The organism is Streptomyces sp. NPDC002476 (genome assembly GCF_042889785.1).
GTDB lineage: Bacteria > Actinomycetota > Actinomycetes > Streptomycetales > Streptomycetaceae > Streptomyces.
Genome location: NZ_JBIARH010000042.1, coordinates 1 through 26069, shown reverse-complemented (window position 1 = coordinate 26069; position 26069 = coordinate 1). Strand labels below are relative to the sequence as shown.

Here is a 26069-nt window from a genome sequence, read left to right as displayed (position 1 = left end):
ACTGTGCCATGACAGGAGAACTCGGAGGACCTCGTGGTGACGCGTGACCCCGAAGGAGTCGCCGTGACGGCCGGATCCGACCCGGGCGTCCAGGCCGCGCGGGCGACCGACGCGATCCTCGCCGACACCCTGGGCGGTGCGTCGCGCGGGATCGTGGTGGACTCCCCGCCGGGCGCGGGCAAGTCGACGCTCGTGGTGCGCGCGGCGCTCGAACTGGCGGCGGCGGGCCGCCCGTTGATGGTGGTGGCGCAGACCAACGCCCAGGTCGACGACCTGGTGGTGCGGCTGGCCGAGAAGGACCCGGACCTGCCGGTGGGCCGTCTGCACAGCAACGACTCCGACCCGTACGACCGGGTGCTGGACGGCCTGGACAACGTGCGGAAGTCGGCCAAGGCGGCCGATCTCGCGGGGCTCGACATCGTCATCTCGACGGCCGCGAAGTGGGCGCACGTGAAGAACGTCGAGCCGTGGGGTCACGCGATCGTCGACGAGGCGTACCAGATGCGTTCGGACGCGCTGCTCGCCGTGGCGGGGCTGTTCGAGCGGGCGCTGTTCGTCGGTGACCCGGGCCAGTTGGACCCGTTCTCGATCGTCGGCGCGGAGCAGTGGGCGGGGCTGTCCTACGATCCGTCCGCGAGCGCGGTCTCCACTCTCCTGGCGCACAATCCCGGGCTTCCGCAGCACCGGCTTCCGGTGTCGTGGCGGCTGCCGGCCTCGGCCGCGCCGCTGGTCTCGGACGCGTTCTACCCGTACACGCCGTTCCGCAGCGGCACGGACCACGGGGACCGGCGGCTGTCGTTCGGGGTCGCGTCCGACGGTTCGGCGCCGGACCGGGTGCTGGACGAGGCCGCGGAGTCCGGCTGGGGCCTGCTCGAACTCCCGGCCCGGCACACGCCCCGCACCGACCCCGAGGCGGTACGGGCGGTGGCCCTGGTGGTCCGCCGGCTCCTCGACCGGGGCGCCGCGGCGACGAGCGAGCGCTCCCCCGACCCGGTCCCGGTGACGGCGGACCGGGTCGCCGTCGGCACCGCCCATCGCGACCAGGCGGCGGCGGTCCGGGCGGCCCTCGCGGACCTGGGCGTGACGGGCGTGGCCGTGGACACGGCGAACCGGCTCCAGGGCCGCGAGTTCGACGTGACGGTGGTGCTGCACCCGCTCTCCGGCCGCCCGGACGCCACGGCGTTCCACCTGGAGACGGGCCGCCTGTGCGTCCTGGCCTCGCGCCACCGGCACGCCTGCGTCGTGGTGTGCCGGGCGGGCGTCGCGGAACTGCTGGACGAGCACCCGTCGACGGAGCCGGTGCGACTGGGCGTCACGGTGAAGTTCCCGGACGGTTGGGAGGCCAACCATGCGGTGCTGTCCCACCTGTCGGAACACCGGGTGCCCTGGCGGCCGTGAGCACCCGACCGCCGGTGGTTCTCCGCGCCGCGGGCCGTGTCTTCGAAGTGCCGTCGGTCGGCCACGGAGGGCGGGCCGTCGTGCTCTGGACGACGCGGTACATCGACGCCGCCGTCGCCCAGCTCCAGGTCAAGGGCCACGAGATCCGGGGGAGGACATCGCCCGGATCTCCCCGCTCAAGCACCGCAACCTGAACCTGCCCGCCCCCGTCCCAGCCGACCCGCGCGGTCGGGCCCCACTCATGCCCGCCCGGCCACGAGCAACCGAAACCACCGCTTCACCGTGATCCGACCACCTCAGCCGCACGAAGCGAAACGGGGGAGGCTAGTGCCGTGACCGGCAACGTTTGCCCCGTCGTGCCGCCCAGCACGCACGCTCGCGGCGTTGGCCAAAAGCCCACGTAGCCCCGCTACGAGGGCTTCCGGCCGCCTTGCGATCGCACGCACCGGACGACGCTCCTTACGGGGCAAACCTTGCCGGTCACGGCACTAGTTGTATTGCCCTCCGATGCCTTGCTGGTGCACGAATCTCTGCTGCATTCCCATCGCGTACCCGTCCATGTAGGCGCGCAGGGCCGCTTCGGAATCGGGCTGGCCCACGGCGATCACGCGGTGGTCCGGCAGCTGGCCGGCGAGCCCGGCCTGCTGGCCCAGGGTGCGGGCCGCGCCGGAATCGATGGGGGCGCCGGCCAGTAGCGGGTTCGCGGCCTCCTGCGCCTTCCTCGTCTCCCGGGTGGTGAACACGTTCGCGACCTGGGCGGTGAGCCGGTCGGGTGAGCCCGGTGCGTAGTCGGTGGCGCCCTCGGCGTAATCGGCGAGGGCGCTGGTGACCCCGACGTGGGCATCGTTGCGGCGATTCATGCCTTCCGCGTACAGCAGCTTCTGCGGGTCCTGGGCGTAGAAGCCGTCGGTACGGGCCGTGGTCTCGTTCGCCAGGCCGCTCGTGATGATCTTGTTCAGTTTGACGGCGGAAAGTTGCTTCCTGAGCGTGCTCAGGTGGTGCCGCGTGAACCAGTCGCGGGCGGCCTTCCCCCAGCCGTCGCCGGAACTGGTCCTGGCGAGGATGTAGCCGGGGTGCTTGCCGCCCTGGGGGGTGAGGTGCTGGGCGAGGAAGGACCTTCCGAAGAATTCGTTCTGCTCGAACCACTTGAGGAAGTCCATGTCGCTCTTCCCCGTCGCACCGTTGCAGTTCCTGCAGATGCGCATGAGATTACCCATGTCGTTGGAGTACTCGTTGACGGCCGCCTTGCTGGCCTCGATGCGGAATCCTCCGGGAGCATTGGTGTCCGGAGTGACCACGAAGAACGACTTGTACTGAGAAGGGATCTTGTTCGGGTCGACCCCCGCACCCGTGTATCCGGCGGCGAGTTCGCGCAGGGTGTCCCGGATTTCACTGAATGCCTGCTGGTGGTCGACCTCGAAGGATTGGACGGCCGCCGCGTCTCCGCACCCCGGGCACACCTGGTAGAAGGAATCCAGTATCTCCTGCCAGTTCCCCGCCTGCAGCTGCTCCGACACGAGCGAGATATTGGTGGTCGCCATGGTCTTGGAGCCCAGTCCGCGGATGCTGTGCTCGGCGTAGCGCCATTTCCCGTCCTCGCGCCCGGAGGCGTCGGCGACCTTCTTGGCCGCCGCCGGCGTGCGGCTGTAATTCGGAGGGGTCTCGGCGTCGTGGAGGACCTGCCCCTTCCTGTTGGAAAGCATGCGTTGGATGTGGCTGCCGGGGGCGGGCGCGGCACCGGACGTTTCCGCGTGTTGCGGGGCCGCGGAGCCCTTGAGTACGCGCCGCGCGTTCGCCTCCGCCTCGCGTTCGAAGCGGTCGGAGGGGTCGGAGATCCGCAGGCCGCCGCCGTCGTCGGTGCCCGCCACCGGGCCCTGGCGTTGCTGGATGACATGGGTCAGTTCGTGCGCGAGGGTGTGGCGGTCGATCCCGTCCGCGCCGACGACCACATGGGAGCCCGAGGTGTACGCGCGGGCCCCGACCTCGTCCGCGGAGGCCCTGGCGGCCGCGCCGCTGTGGATGCGTACATCGGAGAAGTCGGCGCCGAGGCGGGTCTCCATGTCGGTGCGGGTCGCCTCGTCCAGGGGCCGCCCGGGGCTGCGGAGCACGTCGTGGACCGTGGACCGCTGCACCGGACGGGGTTCCTGCCCGGTCTCCTCGTGGCCGCACCCGGGAACGTGGCGGTGCTCGTCCTGGTCCTGGAGCAAGTCCGCCTGACGGAGCATCTGGACGACGACCGCGTTTCCGACCGCGGTCTGCAGGCCGAGGAGGCCCTCCTGCCGGGTGGCCGGGGCCAGAGCCGGGACGAACTCGGCCCTGCGCGCGGCGGCCCCGGTCTCCCGGGCGTTCTTGTGGTCGTGCAAGGCCGGCTCCTCCACGTGTGACGGTGCGGGCTTCCTGGATACACGGCGGGAGGCACGGGTGACCAGGTGCGCAGCGGACACCGTGAGGGGGCCGGAGGGGCAGCACGCGACGGCCAGGACTTGTCCGGCCGATCATGCGTGGAGCCAGATGACGAGGGTTTCGGCTGTCGCGGTCCCGAGAAAGACGTAGCCTCGCTTGTCGTAGCGGGTGGGTGCACCACGAGGCGCCAGGGCCTGTATGGAGTTGTGATCCGGGCTCGCGCGGCGTTGGACAATGGAGGGTGGCCCAGCGGGGCCCGAGGGCCCGCCCGGACCCTGCGGGGCCCGCCGAAGGAGGAATCACCACATGCCACAACCCGAGCGGAACGAACAGCAGCGGCTGCGCCCCGCACCCCTGCTCTTCGAGCCGACGGCCGCGGTCGCCGACCCCGAGCACTTCTTCGACCTGGAGTCGATGGAGGATCCGCGGGAGCTGCTGGACCGGGCCACCGAGCTGACGCTGGCCTTCCGCGCCGCGACCGATCGCGCGGTCGAGTTCCAGGCGATCGCGGCCGCGCAGCTCGCCGATCCGCGCCGGTTCGACCGGCTGACGACCGCGGACATCGCGGAGCGTGCCGAGTGGACCGAGGACTACGCCAAGAAGATGGTCGAGTTCGGCCGGAGCCTGCTGGGCGGTTCGACCCCTTGAGGGGACGGAGACGGCCGCCGACCGGGTGGGAGCAGCCGCCCGAGGAGCCGGATTACGGCCACTGGCATATGCCGGGGCGCAAGATACTCCTTCCCACCCCACCCTGTCCCGGTTTCCGGCAACTCTCGGAATCCGCTTGATCACGCCCGGTAGACATGGGCACATGAGCGCATGCCTGCCAGACGAAACGACCCTGCATCACGGCCACACCCCTCACCGGGGCCCCCGGTACGGCGACGCCGGCATCCTCGCCGTTCTGCAGGACCGGCCCACGAGCCAGACGGCCCAGGTCACGGCGGCCGGTGCCGCATGGCTCGCCAGTGCCTCCGCCTATCCGCGCAGCACGCTCACGCAGTGGGAGGCGCGTCCCGACTCCCCCGGGGTGCTGCCGTGCGGATCGGCCTTCGACGTCGTGAACGTACCCACGCTCTTCGGGCGCCGGATGCTGGAGCAGCTGTGGTCCGACGGCCCCGGTTCGGGACCGGTCGCCACGCACCGCGGCCGGATGCTGCTGTTCGCCTCCCCCGGCACCGCGCAGCGACTGCCGTCGCTGCTCGACTGGGAGGAGTGGGGCGGCGGCCTCGAACCGCGCGGCGCGGAGGACGGCACCAGGGTCCCGCCCGTGCTCTGCCACGGCACCGGGGACGCGGTGACCGTCCCGCCGCTGACCTGCACCCCCACCACGCCCGGCCCCCGCTGGATGGTCGCCCCGGACACCCGCAACCCCTGGCTGCCGGGGCCGGACGTCCTGCTGTGGGCCTGCGTGCGGGTGACCAGATCAGCACCGTCGGCAGCGGCCCGGAATCCGATTTTTCCTACCGCCGATCAGGGTGCTAATGTCTACGACGTCAGCAGGCGCCGCTAGCTCAGTTGGTTAGAGCAGCTGACTCTTAATCAGCGGGTCCGGGGTTCGAGTCCCTGGCGGCGCACAGACGGAGGAAGCCCCTCTCGCAAGAGCGAGGGGGGCTTCTTCGTGCTCGCGACGGATCCGTGCGACACCTCTCCCGGTCCGGCCCGTGCCATGTCCACGGCCGAGGTCACCTGCCCGGCCCGCACCGTGCATCCGGCCGGTACCGCCCGCGCCACGTTCCCGTTCAGAGCCGCGCCCCGGTGGTGATCCGGACGCTCCAGGAGCCCGATGGTCTTCGGCCGAGAACCTCGACCCTGGCGTGCGCCTCCGGGATGCTGAAGCTCTCGCCGACGCGCAGCGGGGCGTCCGCGAGCGGCGCGTAGACGGACCGCCCCGAGCAGGCCTCGGAGCGGGGATGGGTGTCGACGACGTCGACCGGGCCGCCGCCGGACGGGGTCGCGTTGCGCACCCGGTAGATCAGGACGCCTTCGGTGCAGGTCGTCCGGTCGTTGCCGGTGGCGCCGCGCGCCTCGACGGCCACGGCGCTGCCTTCGCCGGTACGGATCACCGCGAGCCGGGTGCCGAGCGGGGCACCGGCCGCCGGCACCGCCGCGACCGGTTCCAGGGTGATGTCCTGGGTGCCCTGGACGCAGATCACCTGCTCACGTTCCAGCCATCCCAGCTTCCATTTGTGCCAGCCGAAGAATTCGGCGGCGAGCCCGAACTGACTGCCTATCACATCCCAGTCGCCCACGTAGGTGTCCCAGTCGCCCTTGCTGTCGGGCGGCCGGTGGTAGAGGTCGGGCAGGTCGAAGAGGTGCCCGGTCTCGTGGGCCAGCACGTTGCGGTCCGGGGGGTGCTGTTCGAAGACGGTGACGATGCGCCGGATGTCCGTACCGTCCATGCGCAGCGGACGGCCGAAGTTGACGACCTTGGTGGCATCGGAGTCGACGCCCGGGGCGTCCGGGTCGGCGACCAGATAGACGAGGTCGAACCGCGAGAAGTCCACCTTCGGGTCGATCACGCCGATGGCGTCGGTCAGATAGGCGGCGCGCCGTTCGCTGTCCCAGTCGCGCTGCATGCCGTACCAGTCCGACGGCCTGGGCATCCGGATCCACTGCCGCAGCGGGTGCGGCCGGAGGGTGAACTTCCCGTACGAGGAACGCTGGAAGAAGTGGGTGGTGGCGGGGAAGTGGTCGGCGGCGAGTTCGGCGGGGGTGGTGGTGGGACTGTGGTCGGGGAAGGACAGGAAGATCATGACCGCGTCGAGAGGGTGGTCGGGGCGGGGGTACGTCTCGTTCCAGCCGTCCACGCCGAGCGAGTGGTGGGCCTCGGCCCGGGGCAGCGCACACGGCCCCTGCTCTCCCGTGGCGGCCGCGGCCGGCCCGGCTACGAGGGAGGTGGCCACGAGCGCCAGGAGCGAGGTCGTGGCCGCGGTCACACCGCGCAGACTCGGCCTCTCCACTCCCCCGGTTCTGCGCTGACGCGGCACAACTACCTCCGGGTGCGAGATCCGATCACGCACCACCCTGTGGTGGTTCGAGGCTTTCGTCCTGTTGGGCTGCCCCAGTCGAGTCAGCAGCCCGTCGAGGCGTTCACCCTCACGGACAGTCACAATCAATCACGGTCACGCCATCAGAGAGCGGAACTGGACTCGAACCGCTCACAAAAGATCAGTCATGGGCAAATCGGATCCATGCGGGACTGACCCATGCGGGGCGAACGCGTGGCGCGGAAGGGTCGGACGCTGGAACGGCCGACGCGCCAGCCTCTATGCTTCACCAGGCATTCCCCCACGGTTACCGCCTCCGAAGGGCGGTACGCCGAGCGGCGGGCCAGTCCGGCCACACCTGTTCAGGACAGAACTGCACGGCAGGAGCGAACGGTGAGCGGAACCTCCGAAGGGCCGAGGCCTGCGGCGGGCACACACTCCCACTCCGCAGGACCGTCGGTCACGGAGCGTGATATCTCGTGGCCTCCTGCCGGTGGCCATGGAACCGAGCCGCATGGCTATCGGGCGGCCTTTCGGGCCGCCACACTGCCGATGGCGGTGGTCGACCACGAGGGCCTGGTGATCACCGCCAACGACGCGTTCGGCGTTCTCCTCGGCTCCCGCTCCTCGGATCTGACCACGCAGTCGGCGGCCGACCTCCTCGATCTCGCGGCGGACGGACGCACCTGGCACGCGTACCGCGAGGTACTGCACGGACGGCGTGCGCGGTTCCACTGCACCCGCAGGCTCAAGCATCCCGACGGCCGGTCGCTGTGGGCCGAGGTCACCGTCGTACCGATGCCCGAACCGGAGAGCGGTCCGGAGCACGGCCCGGGGAGTCACGCGAAGACCCGCCCGGTGCCGGTGCCCGATCCGGAGAACGGTCGGGGACACGGCGCGCAGGACGGTTCGGAGCACGGCGGGGCCGGTCGTCCCGGGCCCGGCCGGGTGCTGCTCTCGGTCGCCGACATCAGCGACCGGCGCGAGCTCCAGAAGCGGCTGCGCCATCTCCAGATGCACGACCCGGTGACCCGGCTGCCCAACCGGGCCCTGTTCTTCGAACGGCTCTCGGCCATTCTGGAGAATCCTCCGTACCAGGACGACCGGATGGCCCCCGGGCGCGGCCGGATCGGTCTCTGCTACCTCGATCTCGACGGCTTCAAGGCCGTCAACGACACGCTGGGCCACCGGATCGGCGATCAGTTGCTGGAGGCCGTCGCCGCACGGCTCACCGACTGCGCGGCCCAGGACGACCCGCACGTCCAGGACGGACGGCACCGCCACGGACCCCATCTCGTGGCGCGGCTGGGCGGCGACGAGTTCGCGGTCCTGGTCGAGGACTCGACGGGCACGCAGCAGCTCACCGATCTGGCCCGCCGATTGCTGACCGCGTTGCAGAAACCGTTCGACCTGGGCGGGCGGCGGCTCTCCGTCTCGGCCTCGATCGGGGTGGTGGAACGGCCGGTCGCCGGTACCTCGGCAACCGGTCTGGTGCAGGCCGCCGACACCACGCTGTACTGGGCCAAGGCGGACGGCAAGGCCCGTTGGACGGTCTTCGACCCGGAACGCAACGCCCACCGGATGACCCGTCAGACGCTCTCCTCCCATCTGCGGCCGGCCGTCGAACGCGGCGAGTTCACCATCGAGTACCAGCCATTGGTCGGTATGGCGGACGGGGTGGTGCGCGGGGTGGAGGCCCTGGTCCGCTGGAACCACCCCCAGTTCGGCATGCTCTCGCCGAATCGGTTCGTCGCGATCGCCGAGGAGGACGGTTCGATCGTCCAGCTGGGACGGTGGGTACTGCGGTCCGCCTGCCGCCAGGCACGGCGCTGGCAGCTCGACCACCCGTCCGAACCACCGCTGTTCATCAGCGTCAACGTCGCCGTGCGGCAGGTCTGGGACTCCGACCTGGTCACCGATGTCGCGGAGATCCTCGCCGAGACCGGCCTCGAACCGGGCCTGTTGCAGCTGGAGCTGACCGAGTCCGCGGTGATGGGCTCGGCGGGCCGCCCGCTCCAGGCCCTCCAGCAGCTCAGCGACATGGGCGTGCGGATCGCCATCGACGACTTCGGGACGGGCTACTCCAACCTCGCCTATCTGAGCCGGCTGCCGGTCTCCGTACTGAAGCTGGACGGCTCGTTCGTACGCGGCTTCCGCCATGACGACGGCGCCCACGCGAGCCCGGCCGACGAGACGATCGTCGAGGCGATGGTGCACCTGGCGCACCGCCTGGGCCTGACCGTCACCGCGGAGTGCGTGGAGACGGCGGGCCAGGCGGAGCGGCTGCGCAGGATCGGCTGCGACACCGGACAGGGCTGGCTGTACTCGCGCGCGGTGCCCCCGGAGCGGATCGCCGAACTGATCGGCCGCCGGAGACCGACCGTGTGAGAGCCGGGCCGTCCGGAGCGGCCGGGGTCAGGCCGTCGGCGGACCCGGCAGGCTCGGCAGGTCGTACGCGTCCGCGATCAGTTCGTAGCTGCGCAGACGGGCCTCCCCGCCATGGGCGTTGGCGGTGATCATCAGCTCGTCGGCGCCGGTGCGCTCGGCCAGGGCGTCCAGGCCGGTACGGACCTCGTCCGGCGTGCCGTGGATGACGTCGGACAGCCAGTTGTCGACGAACTCGCGCTCCATGGGCGTGAAGGCGTACGCCTCCGCCTCCTCGGGCGTCGGGACCAGGCCCGGCCGACCGGTGCGCAGGCGGACCATGGACAGCGCGCCGGTGAGCACCTGACGGCGGGCCTCGCGTTCGTCGTCGGCGGCCAGGGCCGAGACACCGATCAGCGCGTACGGGGCGTCGAGCACCCCGGACGGCCGGAACGAATCCCGGTACAGGTCGAGGGCCGGGATCGTGTTCCGCGCCGAGAAGTGGTGGGCGAAGGCGAACGGCAGGCCGAGCACACCGGCCAGCCGGGCGCTGAACCCGGAGGAACCGAGCAGCCAGACCGGCGGCCGGGCCGGGGACTGCACGCCGCCCTCGGCGGTGGCCTGGACCGGTCCGGGCACGGCATGGATACGGGAGTAGGGGTGGCCGTCCGGGAAGTCGTCGTCCAGGAACCGGGTCAGTTCGGCGAGCTGCTGCGGGAAGTGGTCGGTACCCTCGTCCGGCCGGTCCGTGCGCCGCAGGGCGGCGGCCGTGGCGCCGTCGGTTCCGGGGGCCCGTCCGAGACCGAGGTCGATGCGGCCCGGGGCCATGGCGTGGAGGGTGCCGAACTGCTCGGCGATGACCAGCGGGGCGTGGTTGGGCAGCATCACCCCGCCGGACCCGAGCCTGATGCGCTCGGTGCGGGCGGTGAGATGGGCGAGGATCACGGCCGGCGAGGAGGAGGCGACGCCGGGCATGGAGTGGTGCTCGGCGACCCAGTAGCGGTGGAAGCCGCGGCGTTCGGCGAGCCGCACGATGTCCACGGCGGTGCGCAGCGCCTGGGTGGCGGTGCGGCCCTGGCCCACGGTCACCAGGTCCAGCACGGAGAGGGGGACGGGGGCCGTGCCCTCCGCCCTGCCCCGGATGCCGTCGTCCTGGTGCCCGTCGCCGCGCACCTCGTTCGCACGGCCTCCGCCGCCCCGGCTCTCGTCGCCCCGGCTCTCGTTCACGTCCCCGCCTCTCCTGGTGATGCGCCCGGCTGTGTGTACGGCCGCGGCTGCGGCTCGCACGTCCGCGACAACGTAACAGGAGGAGGCCTCCGGTTATTCCGCCGATCCCCTCCGCAGGTCCGTGGCCGATGGTCCGCGACCGGTTCATTCCCCCCGCCGACCGGGCTCGGCGCGCCTTCCGGAATGCCCCTTCCTGCCGCTGTGTGCCCAGGCGCGGCCCTCGCCCCATCTGGTGACGGGGGCCGGGGGCGCCTCGCGGGCCGCGAAGATCCTGCCCAGCCTCGGGGACCAGGCGCGGCGGTCCGCCAGCCGCAGCCCCTCCCTGGCCGTGACCTGGTTCCCGGTGAGGACCGGTTTGCCGAGGAGTGCCTCCAGTTCCGGCACGTACGAGACGGTGTGCAGGGCCGTGTCGGGCAGCAGCACCGCCTCCGCGTCCGGCCGGTCCGCCGCTTCGGCGAGTTCCTTCACCTGGTCCGGACCCCAGCGGGCGGCCTCGGCGGCCGAGGCGAGAGCGGCGGTGCGGGTGGCCGTCACCTCGATGCCCGCGGCGTGCAGGAAGGAGGTGAACAGCGCGGCGATGTGCTCGGGGTAGGTCGTGGCGACGGCGACGCGGGCGGCGCCCAGTTCCCGTACCGCGTGGACGAAGCCGAAGGACGTGCTGGACGCGGGCACCCCGGCGGCCCGGGCCAGGGCGGCGATCTGCTCGTGGCCGCCCTCCCAGCCGTACAGGAAGCTGCCCGCACCGCTCGCCCACACGACGCACTCGGCACCGGCCCGCTGGAGCTCCGCCACCCCGGCGGCCAGCCGTTCGGGCGCACCGGCCCTCATCAGTGCGTCGGTCCGGTAGGCGTCCTCGTCGACGGCGGTGCGGTTCACGACGAGGCGGACCGCGTCGAGCAGGATCTCCATCCGGGGGAAGTCGTCCTCCGCGGAGTGTCCCGGGTAGAGAATGCCGAGGGTCGTCATGGCCGCACTTCCCTTTCCCGTCCGTCTCTTCCCGTGCCCGTTCCCGCCTGTCCCCGCACGGCGCCGCCCGCCCGTCTCCTCTACGTCACGACATTCGATTTCATCCACTTTCTCCCAGTTTCCCCCATTCGCCGAGGACAGGCCGGGTCCGGCCGGTCCGGAGGGTCTCGGCCGGCCTCCGCGCCCGTCGTGTGCTGTTGACGAAGGCGGACGTGGGTGCGAGCGTGGTCAACCCGCACATCCCAGACGCATCAGACGCAGCGGAGCGACCGCTTCTCATGCCCGAGCCCACCCTGCTCGTCCTGGACACCGACCCGTCGCCGCGTCTCGGCCGGCTGATCGGACGCGCCGCCGTCCGGTACACGGACGGGGCCGGGCTCGCCGCGCGGCTCCCGGAGGCCGATGTGCTGCTGGTGTGGGACGCCGCCTCCGACGCGGTACGCACCGCATGGCCCGGCGACGGGCCGCGTCCCGCGTGGGTGCACACCGCGAGCGCGGGCGTGGACCGGCTGCTCTGCCCGGAGCTCTTGGCTTCCGACACGGTGGTGACCAACGCGCGCGGCGTCTTCGAGCGCCCGGTCGCCGAGTACGTGACCGGGCTGGTGCTGGCGTTCGCCAAGGATCTTCCGCGCACCCTGGACCTCCAGCACCGGCGGGTGTGGCGGCACCGGGAGAGCGCGCCGGTGGCGGGCAGTCGCGCGGTCGTCGTCGGCGCGGGCCCGATCGGCCGGGAGATCACCCGGCTGCTGATCGCCCTCGGCGTCCAGGTGGCGCTCGTGGGCCGCACGGCCCGGCGCACCGTCCACGGCGTGGCGGATCTGGAGCGGCTGGCCGCGCAGGCCGACTGGGTGATCTGCGCGGCGCCGCTGACGGAGACGACCCGTGCCATGTTCGACGCGCGGTTCTTCGGACTGATGCAGCCGTCGGCCCGGTTCATCAACGTGGGGCGCGGCCCCTTGGTCGTCGAGGACGACCTGGCGGAGGCACTGCGCAATCGCTGGATCGCGGGCGCGGCGCTCGACGTGTTCAGCCAGGAACCGCTGGATCCCCGGAGCCCGTTGTGGGGCGTACCGGATCTGATCGTGTCACCGCACATGGGCGGCGACACGGCCGGCTGGCAGGACCGGCTCGCCGAGCAGTTCGTGAGGATGTACGAACTCTGGGCGGCCGGGCGGCCGTTGCCGAACGTGGTGGACAAGCGATGCGGATGCGTTCCCGATCGCGACCACGACGACAACTGACCTCGATCCGAACCCGGCCTCGCCGCGATGCCGTGACCTCGCCACTCGCCGTAGGCCAGTGACTCCGGCATAGGCCACACGCATGAGACCCAGCTCGGGGCACCTCGTCGCTTCGTCAACAACCGTCCCGTAACGGCCCGTTGGCGGCTATCGTGAGGCCGGAGCTTGCGGTCACAACCTGGTGGGGGAAAACCGTGGCATTGAAGCCCGAACCGACGGCGCCGTTCCACTCGGTGCAGCACGCCCTTCGCGTTCTCGAAACGGTCTCGAGGCACGGCGACGGCGTGGCGGACGCCCAGATCTCCCGGGAGACGGGGCTGCCCGCCGAGCACCTCACCTCCCTGCTGCTGACGCTGCGCCGTGAGGGGTATGTCGAGCAGATCAGCGACGGTGCGTACGTCATCGGCTCCTCGCTGCTGCTCCTCGGTTCCGGCACGGCCCGCAGGGAGGCCCTGGAGGCGAAGCTCCAGCAGTCGCTGGCGCGGCTGCGCGATTCGGTCGGCGCGGCGGTCTACATCAGCCGGTATGTCGACGGCGAGGTCCGGGTCACGCAGTACGCCGACGGTCCGCGCACCCCCGCGGTCAACGAGTGGGTCGACTTCCGGTCGTCCGCGCACGCCTCGGCGGTGGGCAAGTGCCTGCTGGCCCAGCTCGACCTGAACGGCCGCCGCGACCACCTCTCGCGCCACAGGACGCCCCGGCTCACCTCGCGGACGATCACCAACGAGAAGGTGCTCTTCTCGAAGCTCGACAGCCAGCCGGCCACCGTCCCGGTGCTCGACCTCCAGGAGTACGCCGTCGGCACGGTCTGCGCTGCGGTGCCGCTGACGGCCGGTTCGTCGGCGGGCTGCCTGGCACTCTCCCTCCCGATCGAGGACGCGCACCGCCTGCGCTCGGCGGCGGACACCCTGAACCGGCGGGCGGCACCCGTGCTGCTGTCGCTGGCGCTCTGAGGGCCGTCTCCGAACCGTCATCGCCGGGAAATCGCCCTTTTCGTTCCGGTTTCCTGCGATTTAACCCCGATGGCATCGACACCCTCCAGGAGCGGGTATGATTTTCCTGTCAGCAGGCGCCGCTAGCTCAGTTGGTTAGAGCAGCTGACTCTTAATCAGCGGGTCCGGGGTTCGAGTCCCTGGCGGCGCACAGACAACGCACTGGGCGGTTCACGTGCACACGTGAACCGCCCAGTGCGTTTTTGCTGCCCATCGAGCGCCCACCGGGATGTACGAACGTTTTACACAGTCGTACTAGACACTCGTTTTAGACGCTCGTACATTTTCAGGCGGGACGAACGCCATACGCACTCGTCTCCGCCCCGGCACTGTCCCTCGCCCCGCCCCGGAGGTCGAGTTCGGCGGCCTCGCCGCTGGAGACCGGGCAGGAGTCCGGCGGTGCGACGGGGATCGCCGGCGCCTCGACGCATCCAGCGCCTCGCGTCAGAACTGCACGTCGGAGCAGGCGTAGAACGCGTTCGTCGTGTCGGCTACGTTCCAGACGCTCAGGATGATGTGCTTCCCGGTCTTCTGGGTGGGGATGGTGCCCTGCTGGGTCAGGGTCGCCGGGGGCTGCTTGCCGCCGTAGGGCACCGTCATGAACGGCTGGGGCTCCAGGTCGGCCCGGGTGAGCGGCTCGGTGGGGTCCCAGCCGTTCTTGGTGATGTAGTAACGGAAGTCCGAGGTGGCGTGGCGGGCGGTGAACTGCCAGCGGAAGCTGAAGCCCTGACCGGCCGTCACCTTCGTGGCGGGCCAGTTGCCACCACGCGGGTCGTCGAGCTCGGCGAAGACGGAGTTGCCGCCGGAGCAGATCTTCCCGTCGGCCGGACCGGCCGCCGGGAAGCCCTTCGGCCCCTCGACACTCTGCGGCTCCCACTGGATGTTGCCGCACCCCGTCACGGTGCCGTTGGCGCAGAGCTTCTGACGGCTGATGGGGTTGTCGGTGTAACCGTGGCTGCCGGCGCTGCTCGTCGCGAACAACGAGGCGCCCGCGATCGTCAGACCGACTACGGCCGCACTTGCCCTTTTACGCATTGCTGTCGCTCCTCAAGAACGTGGGGGAGGTTCCATGAGCCCTGCTGCGCACGCACTGCGGTCTAGACCAAGCCTTAGATTATTGACGGGGAATGAACATGTCCAGACCAATGGGAGCGGCATTCCGCTTCGCCGCCCCAGCGGTCTCCCGGCCCCCTCAGACCCCTTCGCCCCCGCTGCGTCCCGTATAGAACGCCACCGTCAAGTCCTTGACCAGCACCTTCCGTTCGTAGTCGTCCAGCTCCACGATGCCTCGCCGGGTCAGCCGGTTGACGGTGTCGTCCACCGCGTCGACCACCGAAGTCAGGACACTGTCGCGGTGCTTGGCGTCGATGGCGGCGATCCGGCGACGCTGCATGGCCGCGGCGATCTCCGGCGCGTACTCGATCCCGGTCGGCTGCGCCGAGTACACCTCGATGCCGACGGGCACGCAGTCCGCCTTCAGCATCCGGGTCAGCGCGTCGCCGACGGCCTCCGCGTCGCGCAGGGTGGGCGCGTCCTCGTGGAAGGCGTCGGCGGGGAGCTGGGAGAGGACCCGGGCCATCGCCGCCTCGACCTGCTCGCGCAGATACGTTTCGTGGTCCTCGACCCCGAGCAGCGCCCGCGCGGTGTCGCGGACCCGCCACACCACCAGGACGACGACGCGCAAGGCGGTGCCGTTGGCGTCCACGGCCGGCAGCGGTTCGCTGCGCCAGTGCCGCAGGCGTACGTCGACCCGGCGGCGCAGCAGCAGCGGACTGATCCACATCAGCCCGGTCCGCCGCACGCTCCCCCGGTACTTGCCGAACAGCGTGAGCACCCACGCGTACCCGACCCGCCCCCGGCTCAGTCCGCCGAGCGCGAGGAGCACCAGCGCCGCCAGCGCGGCGAGGGCCGCCCAGGCGCCGATTCCGACCCCCTCGTACGGTCGCGGCGCGATCCCGAACCGGGCGAGCGCGGCCACCGGCAGCGCACCGATCCACCAGAGGACCGCCCCGGCTCCGGCGATCCCGCACAGCGCGGCGAACAGGGCCACCCAGCCGGGCAGCGCGGGCCCTCGACGTTCGGCGAGTTCCGGGTCACCGGCCGGCGCGGGCCGGGTCGAGGGTCGCACCTGCGGTCCGCGCGGTGCGGGCGGGCGCCGCCCCCCGGGCGCGGCGTCCCCGCCACCGGTCCCCCGTCGCAACGCGCCGGCGGGGAGCCCGGTGGTGTCGGTGTTCCCTGGGTCGTCGCGGAAGAGCAGGTGGACGGGGATGGTCGCGGTCGACTCGCTGCCGATGACCGCGTGGCGCCGCCCGGTGCCCGACGACGCGGCGACGGGCCGCTCGACCCCGCCGCGGGCGCGGTCGACGACGTCCCGGTGCCGGGAGGCGTCCCGGTGCCGGGAGGGGGACGGCAGCGGTGACGCGAGCGCGGATGGGAACGGGGAGGTGGACGGAGCCGAGGCCGCGGACGAAGTCGGAGACGGGGACGGCGACGGAGACGGGGTCCGGGCCGGGCGCGGGGTGCCGCGCACGGGTGCGGGACGGGTACCGGCCGCGACCGGTACGGCTTCCCCGTCGGCCGCCGGGCCCTCGGCCGAGTCACCACTCGGCCGGAGCTCCGGCCTCACGGCGGGTGCGACGCCCTCCACGAGAGGCGCATCTCCCGGCAGGACTCCCTGCTTCCCCGCGGTCCTGCCGTCCGCCACGAGCTCCGGCTCCGCGGCGGCGACGCCGTTCGGCAGGAATCCGTGCTTCATGGCGGGCGCGGCACCGAGCAGGAGTCCGGGCCCTTCGGCGGGCACGACGTCCGGCGCCGCGGCCGGGCCGGACGTGACGCCCACGGACGGCACCGACACCGAGGCCGAGGTCACGCCCAGCGAGGAGGAACCGCCCGGCGACATGCCCGCGTCCTCTCCCGGGACCAGGTCCAGCACCAGGTCGACCACGGCGTCGGATCCGGTCGCCGGACCGTTCGCCGGTGCGTCCGGGCCGTGACCGGGCCCCGGGCGCACATCGGCCCCGGCCCCCGGGCCCATGCGCGTGTCCGCAGCCGGACCCGTCATCTCGACGGGCGTCCCGACGCCCGCGACCGGGGTGGTGGCACCGCCCGGGTCCACCACGCCCTCGGGCCGCGCGTCCTCGCCGGGACCGCCCGTACTCACCGGGGCACGCTCCCGCATCCGCGCCTCTCCCCGATCTGCCCGGGCTTCCGGCGCTCCGGCACTGTCCGACGCCGTGGATCCCATTCCCGCCTCCGTCATGTCCGTTTCCTCACGAGAAGAGCCGCCGCCAGGTCTCCGGTCCCGGGTAGCCGTCCGCCTCCGCGCCCCGCCAGCCCTGGGCTCGCTGGAAGGCTTCGACATTGCGCCGGTCCGCCTCGCTCCACCGGGGGCCGGGGCCCGAGTGGTAGTGCTTGCCGTAGCCCTTCTTCACCAACTGCCTGCCGAGCTTCTCGACATGGGCGTTGGACTGGCCGGGCCGGAAGTGGCCGCGTCCGGGGAACGCCGAATCCGCGTTCGGCCCGCTCGCACCACCGCCGCTGCCGGATCCGCTGCCACCGGATCCCGCACCGGGTATGTCGCTGCCGGTCCCGTTGTCCAGCAGACGCCATGTGTGGGGGCCCGGGAAGCCGTCCGCCTCGCCGCCCTTCCAGCCCTGGGCCTTCTGGAACGCTCGCGTGGCGCGCCGGTCCGCATCGCCCCAGACCGGACCGGGGCCGGACGGGTAGAAGCGCTTTCCGCCCCGCTCCACCAGCATCTTCCCGAGCTGGGCGACGTACTTGTTGTCGGCCCCGGGGCCGAACTTCCCCGCCCCCGGGAACGAGGGCGACGAACCGTCGCCACCGCCGCTCCCGCCGCTCAGCCCCTTGTAGCGGTACGCGACGTACGAGCCGGAGTGGCTCCAGTACGCCATGGGCGTCGTCTGTTTGCGGGTGTGCGGCCTCGTCTGCTCGTACGCCGTGTAGTGGGTGTGCGTGTAGTCGGTCCAGCCGCCGAAGATCGTGACGTGCGATCCCTTGTTGGGGTCCGAGGGGTTGTGGAAGAGCAGGATGTCGCCCGGCTGCAGGTCCTTCCGCGCGATCCTGGTGCCGTACCGGGCGAGGCTGCCGGTCCACTCGTTGCCGGGCAGGTTCCAGGCCATCGAGACGAAGCCGGAGCAGTCCTGCCGGTAGCCGTCGGACCAGTACCTCGACATGCTGTACGGCACCTGCGCGGAGACCCACTTCTTCGCCCGGTTGATGATCGCGGCCCGGCTGGTACTGCGCAGCGTGAGCGAGGCGTTGGTGTACGCGGGCGGGCCGGCCGCACCGGTGCCCCGTACGGGCCCCGGCCTGCCCTGCGGGGTGTCCGGGCCCACTCCGGTCCCGGCGAGCAGATCGCCCTCCCCGTCCGGAGCCGATGGATCGGACGCGTCCAGCTCGTCCGCCGGTACCGTCGCCTCGTCCGAACGGGGGGCACCGGCCGTCCCCGCCGAACCGGCCGCGTCGGCCGCCCGGTCGCCCGGCGCCTTCAGCGCCTCGGCCGCCCCGGTGCTCAGCACCACGCCGGCCGCGGTGGCCAGCACCAGCACGCGGCGTGCGCCGTGGGCACCCGGATGACCCCCGTCCCGTACGGCCAGGACCCCGGCGGCCCGCCGCTGTGCGGCACACCCCTCGCAGGCGCAGTCGACGGCGGGCATGTACTCCTCGAAAGCCGGCACAGTCATGCGATTCCCCTCCGCGTTCTCAAGATCTTTGGGCGCATCTGCACGGGCGTCAGTGTCTCAACCCTTATGACATATTGCATTTTGACGGATAGGAGAGAAAAAACGACCATCCGACAGGCCGTGCCGGACAGGAAATGGTCAGGAACACCCTTCTCCTTCGGGTAGAGTTCTCCAAGTCAGCAGGCGCCGCTAGCTCAGTTGGTTAGAGCAGCTGACTCTTAATCAGCGGGTCCGGGGTTCGAGTCCCTGGCGGCGCACGCAGAGTCAAGGCCCCCTCACCGAGCGTGAGGGGGCCTTGTTCGTGCGCTCCCGGCCAGGCGGAACGATCACGCCGCGACCTTCCGGACCCACGGGCGACACGCAGGCAACGCCGGGCGGCGGCGCGGCAGTCGGCGCCCCGCACGACAACTTCACACAGTGACCTCGCAATCACCCTGTGCATTCGAGAAGCGGCGTGCGTGCCCTCGCGCGAGGGTCCGGCGCCAATCGGGCCGACCCGGCTCGCAGTTGGCGGACGCAGCGGAAGGGCTGCCGCACGAGATTGCTCACGCGCGGACCCGGCAGGCTCACGCCGCCCGGGCCGGGAGGGGCGGGAAGAACTTCGAGCGCCGTGAAGAGAGTCACGCCCGCCGCCCATCGCGGATCGCCGACGGCCGATGGTGATGGATGAGTTGATCTGTCATCAGAAAGCGTTGAGACAAAGGTGGTTCACGACAGGACCGGCGATCCGAGCCGATTGGGCCGGCCGACGGGCCTCGGCGGGGACGGTGCGGGCCGGGTCAGCTCCCGCCGTTCCTCTTCGGCCTCTCGCCGGTCAGGTAGGCCGACACGACCACGTTGGCGTCGTAGGAGCGGGACGCCCGGTCGTAGGTGCCGCCGCAGGTGATCAGGCGGAGTTCGGCGCGGCCCTTCCTGCGGGGGCCGTACGCCTTGTCGGCGTTGAAGCGTTCACGGGTGAGGACCTGGACGTCGTCCACGGTGAACTCGGCGACGGTGCCGTCCGTGCGGGTCACCTCGACCTTGGCTCCGGGGCGGGCCGCGCTCAGTCCGTAGAAGACGGCCGGCCTGGTCTCGGTGTCGACATGACCGACGAAGAGCGCGGGGCCCTTCGCTCCGGGCTCGGTGCCGTTCTCGTACCAGCCGACGGTCCGGGGCGCGCCGAACGGCGGTGGCTCGATCGCGCCGCCCTCGTCCAGGCCACGGGCGACCACGGGCGCGTCGACGCCGATCGAGGGGACCTCGATCCGTCGTGGCGCGGCGCCCTCGACCGGGTCGTGGGGCGAGGGCAGCGGGACGCCGAGCGGGCGGCCGACCGCGGCGATGTCGCCGGTGGTCGGGGCGGAACCGGCGCCGGAGCCGTCGGTGAGGTCGCGGCCCCAGACCCACAGGCCCAGGAGCAGAACGGCCCAGGCCGTCCCGGCGAGCAGTCGGCCATGACCGGCGGGGGCGTCCGCGGCGGACATCTCAGTCCGCCGCCGGACGGCGGCGCCGCGCCGCGCCGCGGAACACGACGGCGACGACCGCGACGGCGGCCAGCGCCAGGCCGATCACGGCGTGCGCGATGCCGGGGCCGCTCCGCCGGGCCTCCTCGTCGGTGAGGACGGCGGTGCCGCCACCGCCCGCGCGGACCGGGGCCAGAGGGGTGGCCGCCGCGTCCTGGCCGGCGACCGTGACCGTGACCGTTCCGGTGGCCCTTTCGCCGCCGTCGGCGCAGACGGCCTGGACGCCGTGGTCGCCCGGTGAGGCGTCGGCGCCGATCCGGGCCCGCGCGAACAGGCCCCCGTCCGCGGCGGGGGCGAAACGCGCCGTCGAGACGAAGACGTCGGAGCTGCCTTCGGCGCTCCCGCTCCCGCAGCCGTCCAGCCGGAGGGCCACCTCGCCGCCCGGGGCGGCGGAGCGCGGGGTCACGGAGAGGGAGGCACCCGATCCAGCGTCCGGGGCGGTGCGGGAAGCAGTGCCCGGACCGGAGCCGGTGCGGGGACCGGTGGCGGGGTCCGGCTCGGCCAGTGCGGCAGGGGCCGGCACCAGGGTGGCCGCCACGACCGCCACAGCGCAGAGCGTGAGGGATATGGAACGCATCGTGAACCTCCTCTGTGAAGGTTCACGCCTGCTCCGCCTTTCCGCATCCGCAGAAGGCCCGAGCGGGCGCCGGGCGCCGGGCCGGTCTCCGCACGGATCCCGTCGGATCCCGTCGGATCCCGTCGGATCCCGTCGGGGTTCACACCGGATCCCGCGCCGCTCATCGGGCTCCCGCCCCGCTCCTGCCCCGGACGCCGCCGGGCTCAGCCCTCGGGGACGACGTCGACCAGGTCGATCAGGTCGGCGATCGAGTCGACGACCTTGGACGGCCGGAAGGGGTACTTGTCGATGTCCGCGACCGCGGTGAGACCCGTGAGGACCAGGAACGTCTGCATGCCCGACTCCAGACCGGCCAGCACATCGGTGTCCATCCGGTCGCCGATCATGGCGCTGGACTCGGAGTGGGCGCCGATCGCGTTCAGCCCGGTGCGCATCATCAGTGGATTGGGCTTGCCCGCGAAGTACGGTTCCTTGCCGGTCGCCTTGGTGATCAGGGCGGCGACGGACCCGGTGGCGGGCAGCGGCCCCTCGGTGGACGGACCGGTCTCGTCCGGGTTGGTGCAGATGAAGCGGGCGCCGCCGTTGATCAGCCGGATCGCCTTGGTGAGCGCCTCGAAGCTGTAGGTACGGGTCTCGCCGAGGACCACGTAGTCGGGATCGTGGTCCGTGAGGACGTAGCCGATGTCGTGCAGGGCGGTGGTGAGCCCGGCCTCGCCGATGACGTACGCCGTACCGCCGGGCCGCTGGTCGTCCAGGAACTTGGCGGTGGCCAGGGCGGAGGTCCAGATGTTCCCCACGGGCACGTCGAGACCCATGCGCAGCAGGCGGGCGTGCAGGTCGCGGGCGGTGTAGATCGAGTTGTTGGTGAGGACCAGGAAGGGCAATCCCGAGTCCCGCAGCCGCTTGATGAAGGCATCCGCCCCGGGGATCGGCGTCCCCTCGTGGATCAGAACTCCGTCCATGTCGGTGAGCCAGGACGAGATCGGCTTGCGCTCTGCCATGCGTGGGACTCCTGCCGTACGCGTGTGCGGGGACGCCGGCGGCACCGCTTTGTGCAGCACCGACGCCCCCGAGTTTAGAGCGTGCGTTCGCCCCGTCGGCCGGCCGGCCGACGGGGCAGGGCGAAGGTGGTGGCCCTGCCGCCCTCCTTCGCGGGGAACCAGGTCCCGAGGTTCGGCATGTCCTTGGACTGGGCGACGTTCATCTGCACGTCGCCGTTGGCGGCGAGCAGTTCGCCCTTGTCCGCCTTGGGCGCGAGCTTGCCGGTGGAGGCGGACGGTCCGACGTTGTCGGCCTGGAGCTTCTTCAGGGGTGGCGGCGAGGGCCCGGGCGCCGACGGCCTGCCCGGCCAGGAGGGCCGCCGGGCCGCCCCGGGCATCGGGTGGAGGGCGGAGCACGGGCCGGGCGAGCATTGAAGATCTTGGCCGGGCCCGGAGCGGCGGCCGGCACGTACAGCTACAAGGCGCCGGAGATGCACGCGTCGGCCGCTGCGGGACCCGGCCAAGATCTTCAGTACCCGCCCGGCCTGTGCGCCGGAGTTCACGGTCCTGGACACGCGACACTGCCACGCACGCGCGACGCGACCGGCACCGACGTGCCGGAATGCCCTCCGGCCGGTGGCCGGGACCGCCCGATCGGCCCAGCGCCGGACACCGCCCCCTCGTGCCCGTGCCGCGCCCCTGGTACCGGACCCGGCCTCGACCCGCAGGAGGCCGCCCTGCGCACGGGCGCCCGCCCGACGGACGACCAGCCGTGGGGCGAGGAACCGGAGAGCCTGTGGGGGCGGATCGGTTCGGGCGAGTGCCCGCTGACGGGCGGCGGCGCCCCGGTCCCCACCGTGCCGGACGACTACCGCGCGTACTACGCGGCGGTCACCGACGCGCTGCGCGGCAGGGGCGACAACCCCGTGACCGCCCTCCAGGCCGCCGCCACCCTGGACGTGCTGGAGGCCGCCCGCCGCTCGGCCCGCGAGGGCGTCACCGTCTCCCTGCCGCCCGCCACGGACACGACGACCGACGCCTGAGGGGCCCGGTCCTCGACCGGTCCGGCGTCGCCTCACCCGGTCCTCGACCCGCCCGGCCCCGGCCACACCCGGTCGTCCCTCTCCCGTCATTCCCCGTCATTCCCCGTCGCTCCGAGTCACTCCCGGTCGCTCCTGATCGCTCCCGGTCACGCCGTGGTGGCGGCCGCCGTGCCGACGGCGGGCATGTCGCGGTAGAGGACGGCCCGCTCGACCGCGGTCCAGGTGGTGCTGGTGACGACGTACAGGGCGGCGGCCAGCGGCACGGCGGCGACGGTGAAGAGGGTGGCGAACGACAACAGCGGCATCAGCTTCGTCATCGCGCCCATGCCCGGAACGGGCTCGCCGTCGGGCCCGGTCGCGGGGACGACCGGGTTGGCGGCCATCTGCCGCTTCGTACGCCGGAAGTTGAACGTGGCCACGGCAGCGACGATCGCGAACAGTCCGAGGTACACGAGCCCCTGCGCCCCGAACGGTCCACCGTGCGCCAGCGCATCGTGCCAGCGCCCGCCGAGCGGTGCGCCGAACAGCTGGTGGCCGAGCAGTTCGTTGGGCCCGTCGCCGATGCTCCGGCTGGAGAACAGGTGGTAGAGGAGGAAGAACGCGGGCATCTGGAGCAGGCTCGGCAGACAGCCGGACAGCGGCGAGACCTTCTCCTCCCGGTGCAGGTCCATGAGCGCCCGCTGCATGCGCTCGGGGTCCTTGCCGTGCTTCTTCCGCAGTTCGGCTATCTGCGGCTGGAGCCTGGTGCGGGCCTTCTGCCCGCGTGCCGCGGCCCGCGACAGGGGGTGTACTGCGAGCCGCACGAGTGCCGTGAACAGCACGATGGCAGCGGCGGTGGAAGCGCTCTGGAAGAGCGGGTGCAGTACATCGGCCAGCGCGCCGACCAGGGCGGCGAACGCGGACATGAGGACGGACATCGGTGAGCCCTCCGAGGGATCTCGTCGTGCCGGGAGTACCGGAAGTGCCGGGAGTACCGGGGTCCCGGAATGAGCGGACCTGCCGGATTACCGGAGTACCGGGGGTGAGGAACGGACTCGGCATGACGAACCGCGAGGAGGACACCCGTGGCCGGGCGCCAGGCGCACCTGCCACGGGCACACTGTGCGCACGCACGCACCGCCTGCCTATCGGAACCGTGCCCCCGCACGGAACAGGGCGGAGGACGGACCGAACGGGCCCCTACGCGGTCGTCGGGAGGGCGTGCCCGGGGGCTCGGGGGCGTCTGCGGCCCCTGGCGTCCGGGTCCCGCTGCGGCAGGAACGCGGTGCGCTGCTCCCGGTCGCGTATTGCCGTACGGACACGGGTCCGGGGCACAGGCGCGGCACAGCGGGCGCTGATGACCGCGGCGGCGACGAGGGCGGAGCCGGCGGCCGCGGTGGCGGCGAGGGCTACGGCGGCGGAAAGACTGCCGCCCTCGGCGAGCAGGATCGCCGCGAACAGCTCGGTGACGAGGAGGAGCAGCAGCGCCACGGGGCGGGGCAAGCCGGTGACGCCGTCACGCGGACTGCGCGTGTCACCGCTCATCGGCCCCTCCCCTCGTCGCTGTCATGCACGGACTGTCACGGCACGGCTTTCGCGCACATGTACGTGCGCCATACTCAGCCGTTATACACGACGGCTCGGACAGAGCGGCCGTTCCCCGTGCCCCCGCCTCCCTCACCCCGAGGCGGGAACCTCTCCGGAGGCAGGGACCCCGGAGGCAGGGCCCCCGGAAGCGGGGACCCCGGGGGCGGGGACCTCCCCCGACGCACCGGTCTTCCCCGGGCCACCGGCCGGACCGCCGGTCTTCTCCGGAACGCCGATCTCGTCCCGCGCGAGCACCTCGTCGTCCGGCCGGTCGTCGCGCTCGCGCGGTCCCGCGCAGGTCACGGCGAGGGCGACCAGAAGGTTGGCACCGAGCGCCACGACCCCCGCGTTCACCCCCCACACCGGATCGTTCCCCGTGAACACGAAACCGCATACCGCCCCCACCCCGACGACCAGCCCGCTCAACGCCCCGGCCAACGTCAGCCGCCGCCACACCAGTCCCAGCAGCACCATCGGAAGCAGTTGCGCCATCCCCTCGTACGAGATGAGGGAGAGCCGCACCAGTGTGTTGGGCGCGGTGTACGTGAGGACGAGCGCCGTCACGCCCGCGGCCACCACGACGCTCTGCGCGGCGCCCTTCTGCCGCCGCTCCCACCGCGGCACCAGGGACAGCACACTGCGCCCCCACATCGTGCCGATGACCAGCATGAACACGGCCATCGGCACGATCGACGAGAGCGCCGCCGCCACACCGACGACCCCGACCACCCACGCGGGCAGCGAGTCCACGACGAGCTTGAAGAGCGCCAGGTTGGACTCGGCGCCGACGAGTCCCGGCACGACGAAGAGGGCCGCCATCCCGAGCAGCATCGGCACGAAGAGCAGCACGTTGTACGCGGGCAGCAACATCGCGTTGCGGCGCAGCACGTCGGCGTTCTTCGCGCCCAGGTACCCCGCGACGGTGGTCGGGAAGATCACCACGGTGAGGGAGTTGAGGAACGAGGTGGTGATGAACCACGCCTGTCCGAGCCCGCTGTCCCCGTGCCCGGGGAAGGTCAGCCACTCGCTCTTCTCGGTGACGAGCCGGTCGAGGAAGGCCTCGTACCCGTCGAAGTAGTGCAGCGGCACGTAGACGACGAGGAAGCCGAGCGTGGCGATCACCAGAACGTCCTTGAGCACGGACACCCACGCGCTCCCGCGCAGTCCGCTCACCACGACGAAGCCGGTGGTGACGGCGAAGGCGATGAAATAGGCCCAGTTCAGACTGATGGCGCCGTAGGAGATGGTCGAGACGACCACCCCCATGCCGGTGATCTGGAGCTGAATGTACGGGAGCAGGAACACGGTCGCGAGAACGGCGACCAGCGCGCCGAGCCAGGGCCGCCCGAAGCGGTGGGCCACCATGTCGGTGATCCCGACGAGTCCGTGCCTGCGCGCGTACGCCCAGAGCATCGGCCCGACGACGTAGCCGAGGGCGTACCCGCACGACATGTACGCCACCACGTAGAGCACGGGGGCGCCGTAGTTGTACCCCCATCCCGCGGCGCCCAGGTAGCTGAAGCTGGTGTAGCCCTCGCCGGCCATCAGCACCCAGATGAACACGGTCCCCAGGCTGCGCCCGCCCACGGACCACTCCGCGAGCCCGCCGCCGTCCGTTCCACGCCCCTTCCGCGGCCCGCGCGCCGCGAGCAGCCCCAGGGCGACGGTGAGCACCATGAAGACCCCGAGGACGGAGGTCGCGACCGCGGCGTTCACCGGCGGTCCCCCCGCCGGGTCAGCCATACGGCGACGGGTGTCAGCAGGGTCGCCCCGAGCAGCCAGACGAAGAGGAACGGCAGCCCGAGAACCACCGGCGTCACCCGGTTCACGAGCGGCAGCACCCCGAGGTACAGCACATAGGGCACCAGCAACCACAACAACTGCGGACGTCGTCTCAGCACGTCGGGCAACCCTAAGGGCTTAGTGCCGTGCCCCGGAGGCCCACAGGTCCACGGCCCCCGTTCCCGCCCCCACTCCCCCACTCCCCCTCCACTCCCCTCCGTGCACCGAACCCGGGCGCCTGCTACCGGGTTTATTCGCAGTGCACCGGGCTTCATCCCGGTGGTGAAGCGAATCTGAGAACTGCTCTGAGCTCAGCTGTGTGCACGGGTCTGCAC

At 71.9% G+C, this 26069-nt stretch carries 21 protein-coding genes, 3 tRNA genes and 2 pseudogenes; 11 read left to right on the top strand and 15 right to left on the bottom strand.

Annotated features, from left to right (window positions below; translation table 11 throughout):
* The first annotated feature begins 63 nt into the window (after nucleotides 1-63).
* Both ACFYXM_RS31405 and ACFYXM_RS31400 read left to right on the top strand, forming a co-directional pair.
* Entirely contained in the window at nucleotides 64-1398 is a 1335-nt protein-coding gene (locus tag ACFYXM_RS31405; protein ID WP_389294465.1) for an AAA domain-containing protein, read from the top strand.
* Entirely contained in the window at nucleotides 1395-1592 is a 198-nt protein-coding gene (locus ACFYXM_RS31400) for a hypothetical protein (RefSeq protein WP_389294463.1), read from the top strand. The genes ACFYXM_RS31405 and ACFYXM_RS31400 overlap by 4 nt, the downstream gene beginning before the upstream one ends.
* Nucleotides 1593-1886: 294 nt before the next feature.
* On the opposite strand, the gene ACFYXM_RS31395 is transcribed toward ACFYXM_RS31400, so the two are convergent.
* Complete coding sequence (locus ACFYXM_RS31395) at nucleotides 1887-3761, bottom strand: DUF4157 domain-containing protein (protein ID WP_389294461.1); 1875 nt, start codon at nucleotides 3759-3761, stop codon at nucleotides 1887-1889.
* Nucleotides 3762-4107: 346 nt separating this feature from the next.
* Between ACFYXM_RS31395 and ACFYXM_RS31390 the strand changes: the two genes are divergently transcribed.
* From ACFYXM_RS31390 to ACFYXM_RS31380, 3 genes are all read left to right on the top strand, one after another.
* Nucleotides 4108-4449: a hypothetical protein gene (locus ACFYXM_RS31390; RefSeq protein ID WP_389294460.1), complete on the top strand. Its 342-nt coding sequence runs from the start codon at nucleotides 4108-4110 to the stop codon at nucleotides 4447-4449.
* A gap of 163 nt (nucleotides 4450-4612) precedes the next feature.
* Nucleotides 4613-5314, top strand: a complete 702-nt coding sequence (locus tag ACFYXM_RS31385) for a hypothetical protein (protein ID WP_389294458.1) — start codon at nucleotides 4613-4615, stop codon at nucleotides 5312-5314.
* A tRNA-Lys gene (locus ACFYXM_RS31380) sits at nucleotides 5305-5378 on the top strand. Before ACFYXM_RS31385 ends, ACFYXM_RS31380 begins: the two co-directional genes overlap by 10 nt.
* Nucleotides 5379-5543: 165 nt before the next feature.
* On the opposite strand, the gene ACFYXM_RS31375 is transcribed toward ACFYXM_RS31380, so the two are convergent.
* A complete protein-coding gene (locus ACFYXM_RS31375) occupies nucleotides 5544-6764 on the bottom strand; it encodes a M6 family metalloprotease domain-containing protein (RefSeq protein ID WP_389294456.1) in 1221 nt (406 codons plus the stop codon).
* A 579-nt stretch (nucleotides 6765-7343) separates the two neighbouring features.
* On the opposite strand from ACFYXM_RS31375, the gene ACFYXM_RS31370 reads away from it, so the two are divergent.
* Nucleotides 7344-9179 (top strand): EAL domain-containing protein, encoded by a 1836-nt coding sequence (locus tag ACFYXM_RS31370; protein ID WP_389294454.1) that lies wholly within the window; start codon nucleotides 7344-7346, stop codon nucleotides 9177-9179.
* 27 nt (nucleotides 9180-9206) lie between these two features.
* Here the strand turns inward: ACFYXM_RS31370 and ACFYXM_RS31365 are convergent, their stop codons facing one another.
* Both ACFYXM_RS31365 and ACFYXM_RS31360 read right to left on the bottom strand, forming a co-directional pair.
* Nucleotides 9207-10382 carry an LLM class flavin-dependent oxidoreductase gene (locus tag ACFYXM_RS31365; RefSeq protein WP_389294452.1) on the bottom strand — a complete coding sequence of 392 codons (1176 nt, stop codon included), beginning with the start codon at nucleotides 10380-10382 and terminating at the stop codon, nucleotides 9207-9209.
* Nucleotides 10383-10526: 144 nt separating this feature from the next.
* The gene (locus ACFYXM_RS31360; RefSeq protein ID WP_389294450.1) at nucleotides 10527-11348 is read right to left on the bottom strand and encodes a decarboxylase; all 822 of its coding nucleotides are present in this window, start codon (nucleotides 11346-11348) and stop codon (nucleotides 10527-10529) included.
* A 278-nt stretch (nucleotides 11349-11626) separates the two neighbouring features.
* Between ACFYXM_RS31360 and ACFYXM_RS31355 the strand changes: the two genes are divergently transcribed.
* The 3 genes from ACFYXM_RS31355 to ACFYXM_RS31345 all read left to right on the top strand — a co-directional run bounded on the left by ACFYXM_RS31355 (nucleotide 11627) and on the right by ACFYXM_RS31345 (nucleotide 13732).
* Nucleotides 11627-12589, top strand: coding sequence for a D-2-hydroxyacid dehydrogenase (locus ACFYXM_RS31355; protein ID WP_389294448.1), 963 nt, complete (start codon nucleotides 11627-11629; stop codon nucleotides 12587-12589).
* Nucleotides 12590-12783: 194 nt separating this feature from the next.
* Nucleotides 12784-13542, top strand: coding sequence for an IclR family transcriptional regulator C-terminal domain-containing protein (locus ACFYXM_RS31350; protein ID WP_389294447.1), 759 nt, complete (start codon nucleotides 12784-12786; stop codon nucleotides 13540-13542).
* A gap of 116 nt (nucleotides 13543-13658) precedes the next feature.
* Nucleotides 13659-13732, top strand: a tRNA-Lys gene (locus tag ACFYXM_RS31345).
* A 293-nt stretch (nucleotides 13733-14025) separates the two neighbouring features.
* Here ACFYXM_RS31345 and ACFYXM_RS31340 read toward each other — a convergent pair.
* From ACFYXM_RS31340 to ACFYXM_RS31330, 3 genes are all read right to left on the bottom strand, one after another.
* A complete protein-coding gene (locus ACFYXM_RS31340; protein ID WP_389294445.1) occupies nucleotides 14026-14616 on the bottom strand; it encodes a lytic polysaccharide monooxygenase in 591 nt (196 codons plus the stop codon).
* A 157-nt stretch (nucleotides 14617-14773) separates the two neighbouring features.
* Nucleotides 14774-16759: an SPFH domain-containing protein gene (locus ACFYXM_RS31335; protein WP_389294443.1), complete on the bottom strand. Its 1986-nt coding sequence runs from the start codon at nucleotides 16757-16759 to the stop codon at nucleotides 14774-14776.
* A gap of 91 nt (nucleotides 16760-16850) precedes the next feature.
* On the bottom strand, nucleotides 16851-18284 hold the full coding sequence (locus tag ACFYXM_RS31330; RefSeq protein WP_389294442.1) for a peptidoglycan-binding protein: 1434 nt from the start codon (nucleotides 18282-18284) through the stop codon (nucleotides 16851-16853).
* Between the two features lie 183 nt (nucleotides 18285-18467).
* Between ACFYXM_RS31330 and ACFYXM_RS31325 the strand changes: the two genes are divergently transcribed.
* A tRNA-Lys gene (locus ACFYXM_RS31325) sits at nucleotides 18468-18541 on the top strand.
* A gap of 522 nt (nucleotides 18542-19063) precedes the next feature.
* Here ACFYXM_RS31325 and ACFYXM_RS31320 read toward each other — a convergent pair.
* The 4 genes and pseudogenes from ACFYXM_RS31320 to ACFYXM_RS31305 form a co-directional block, all read right to left on the bottom strand.
* Nucleotides 19064-19747, bottom strand: coding sequence for a class F sortase (locus ACFYXM_RS31320; RefSeq protein WP_389294440.1), 684 nt, complete (start codon nucleotides 19745-19747; stop codon nucleotides 19064-19066).
* Nucleotide 19748: 1 nt separating this feature from the next.
* Entirely contained in the window at nucleotides 19749-20363 is a 615-nt protein-coding gene (locus tag ACFYXM_RS31315; RefSeq protein WP_389294438.1) for a hypothetical protein, read from the bottom strand.
* Between the two features lie 203 nt (nucleotides 20364-20566).
* Entirely contained in the window at nucleotides 20567-21364 is a 798-nt protein-coding gene (locus ACFYXM_RS31310; RefSeq protein WP_389294437.1) for an HAD-IIA family hydrolase, read from the bottom strand.
* 113 nt (nucleotides 21365-21477) lie between these two features.
* Nucleotides 21478-21687: pseudogene (locus ACFYXM_RS31305) on the bottom strand (2-aminoethylphosphonate ABC transporter substrate-binding protein); the annotation flags it as partial.
* 369 nt (nucleotides 21688-22056) lie between these two features.
* Between ACFYXM_RS31305 and ACFYXM_RS31300 the strand changes: the two are divergent.
* Nucleotides 22057-22386 (top strand): annotated as a pseudogene (locus ACFYXM_RS31300) (Gfo/Idh/MocA family oxidoreductase); the annotation flags it as partial.
* Between the two features lie 146 nt (nucleotides 22387-22532).
* Here the strand turns inward: ACFYXM_RS31300 and ACFYXM_RS31295 are convergent.
* The 4 genes from ACFYXM_RS31295 to ACFYXM_RS31280 form a co-directional block, all read right to left on the bottom strand.
* A complete protein-coding gene (locus ACFYXM_RS31295; protein ID WP_389294435.1) occupies nucleotides 22533-23303 on the bottom strand; it encodes a YidC/Oxa1 family membrane protein insertase in 771 nt (256 codons plus the stop codon).
* Nucleotides 23304-23565: 262 nt separating this feature from the next.
* Nucleotides 23566-23910, bottom strand: coding sequence for a DUF6412 domain-containing protein (locus ACFYXM_RS31290; protein WP_362032570.1), 345 nt, complete (start codon nucleotides 23908-23910; stop codon nucleotides 23566-23568).
* A gap of 132 nt (nucleotides 23911-24042) precedes the next feature.
* Complete coding sequence (locus ACFYXM_RS31285) at nucleotides 24043-25668, bottom strand: sodium:solute symporter (RefSeq protein WP_389294433.1); 1626 nt, start codon at nucleotides 25666-25668, stop codon at nucleotides 24043-24045.
* A complete protein-coding gene (locus tag ACFYXM_RS31280; protein WP_351524498.1) occupies nucleotides 25665-25823 on the bottom strand; it encodes a DUF3311 domain-containing protein in 159 nt (52 codons plus the stop codon). Before ACFYXM_RS31280 ends, ACFYXM_RS31285 begins: the two co-directional genes overlap by 4 nt.
* Between the last annotated feature and the right edge of the window lie 246 nt (nucleotides 25824-26069).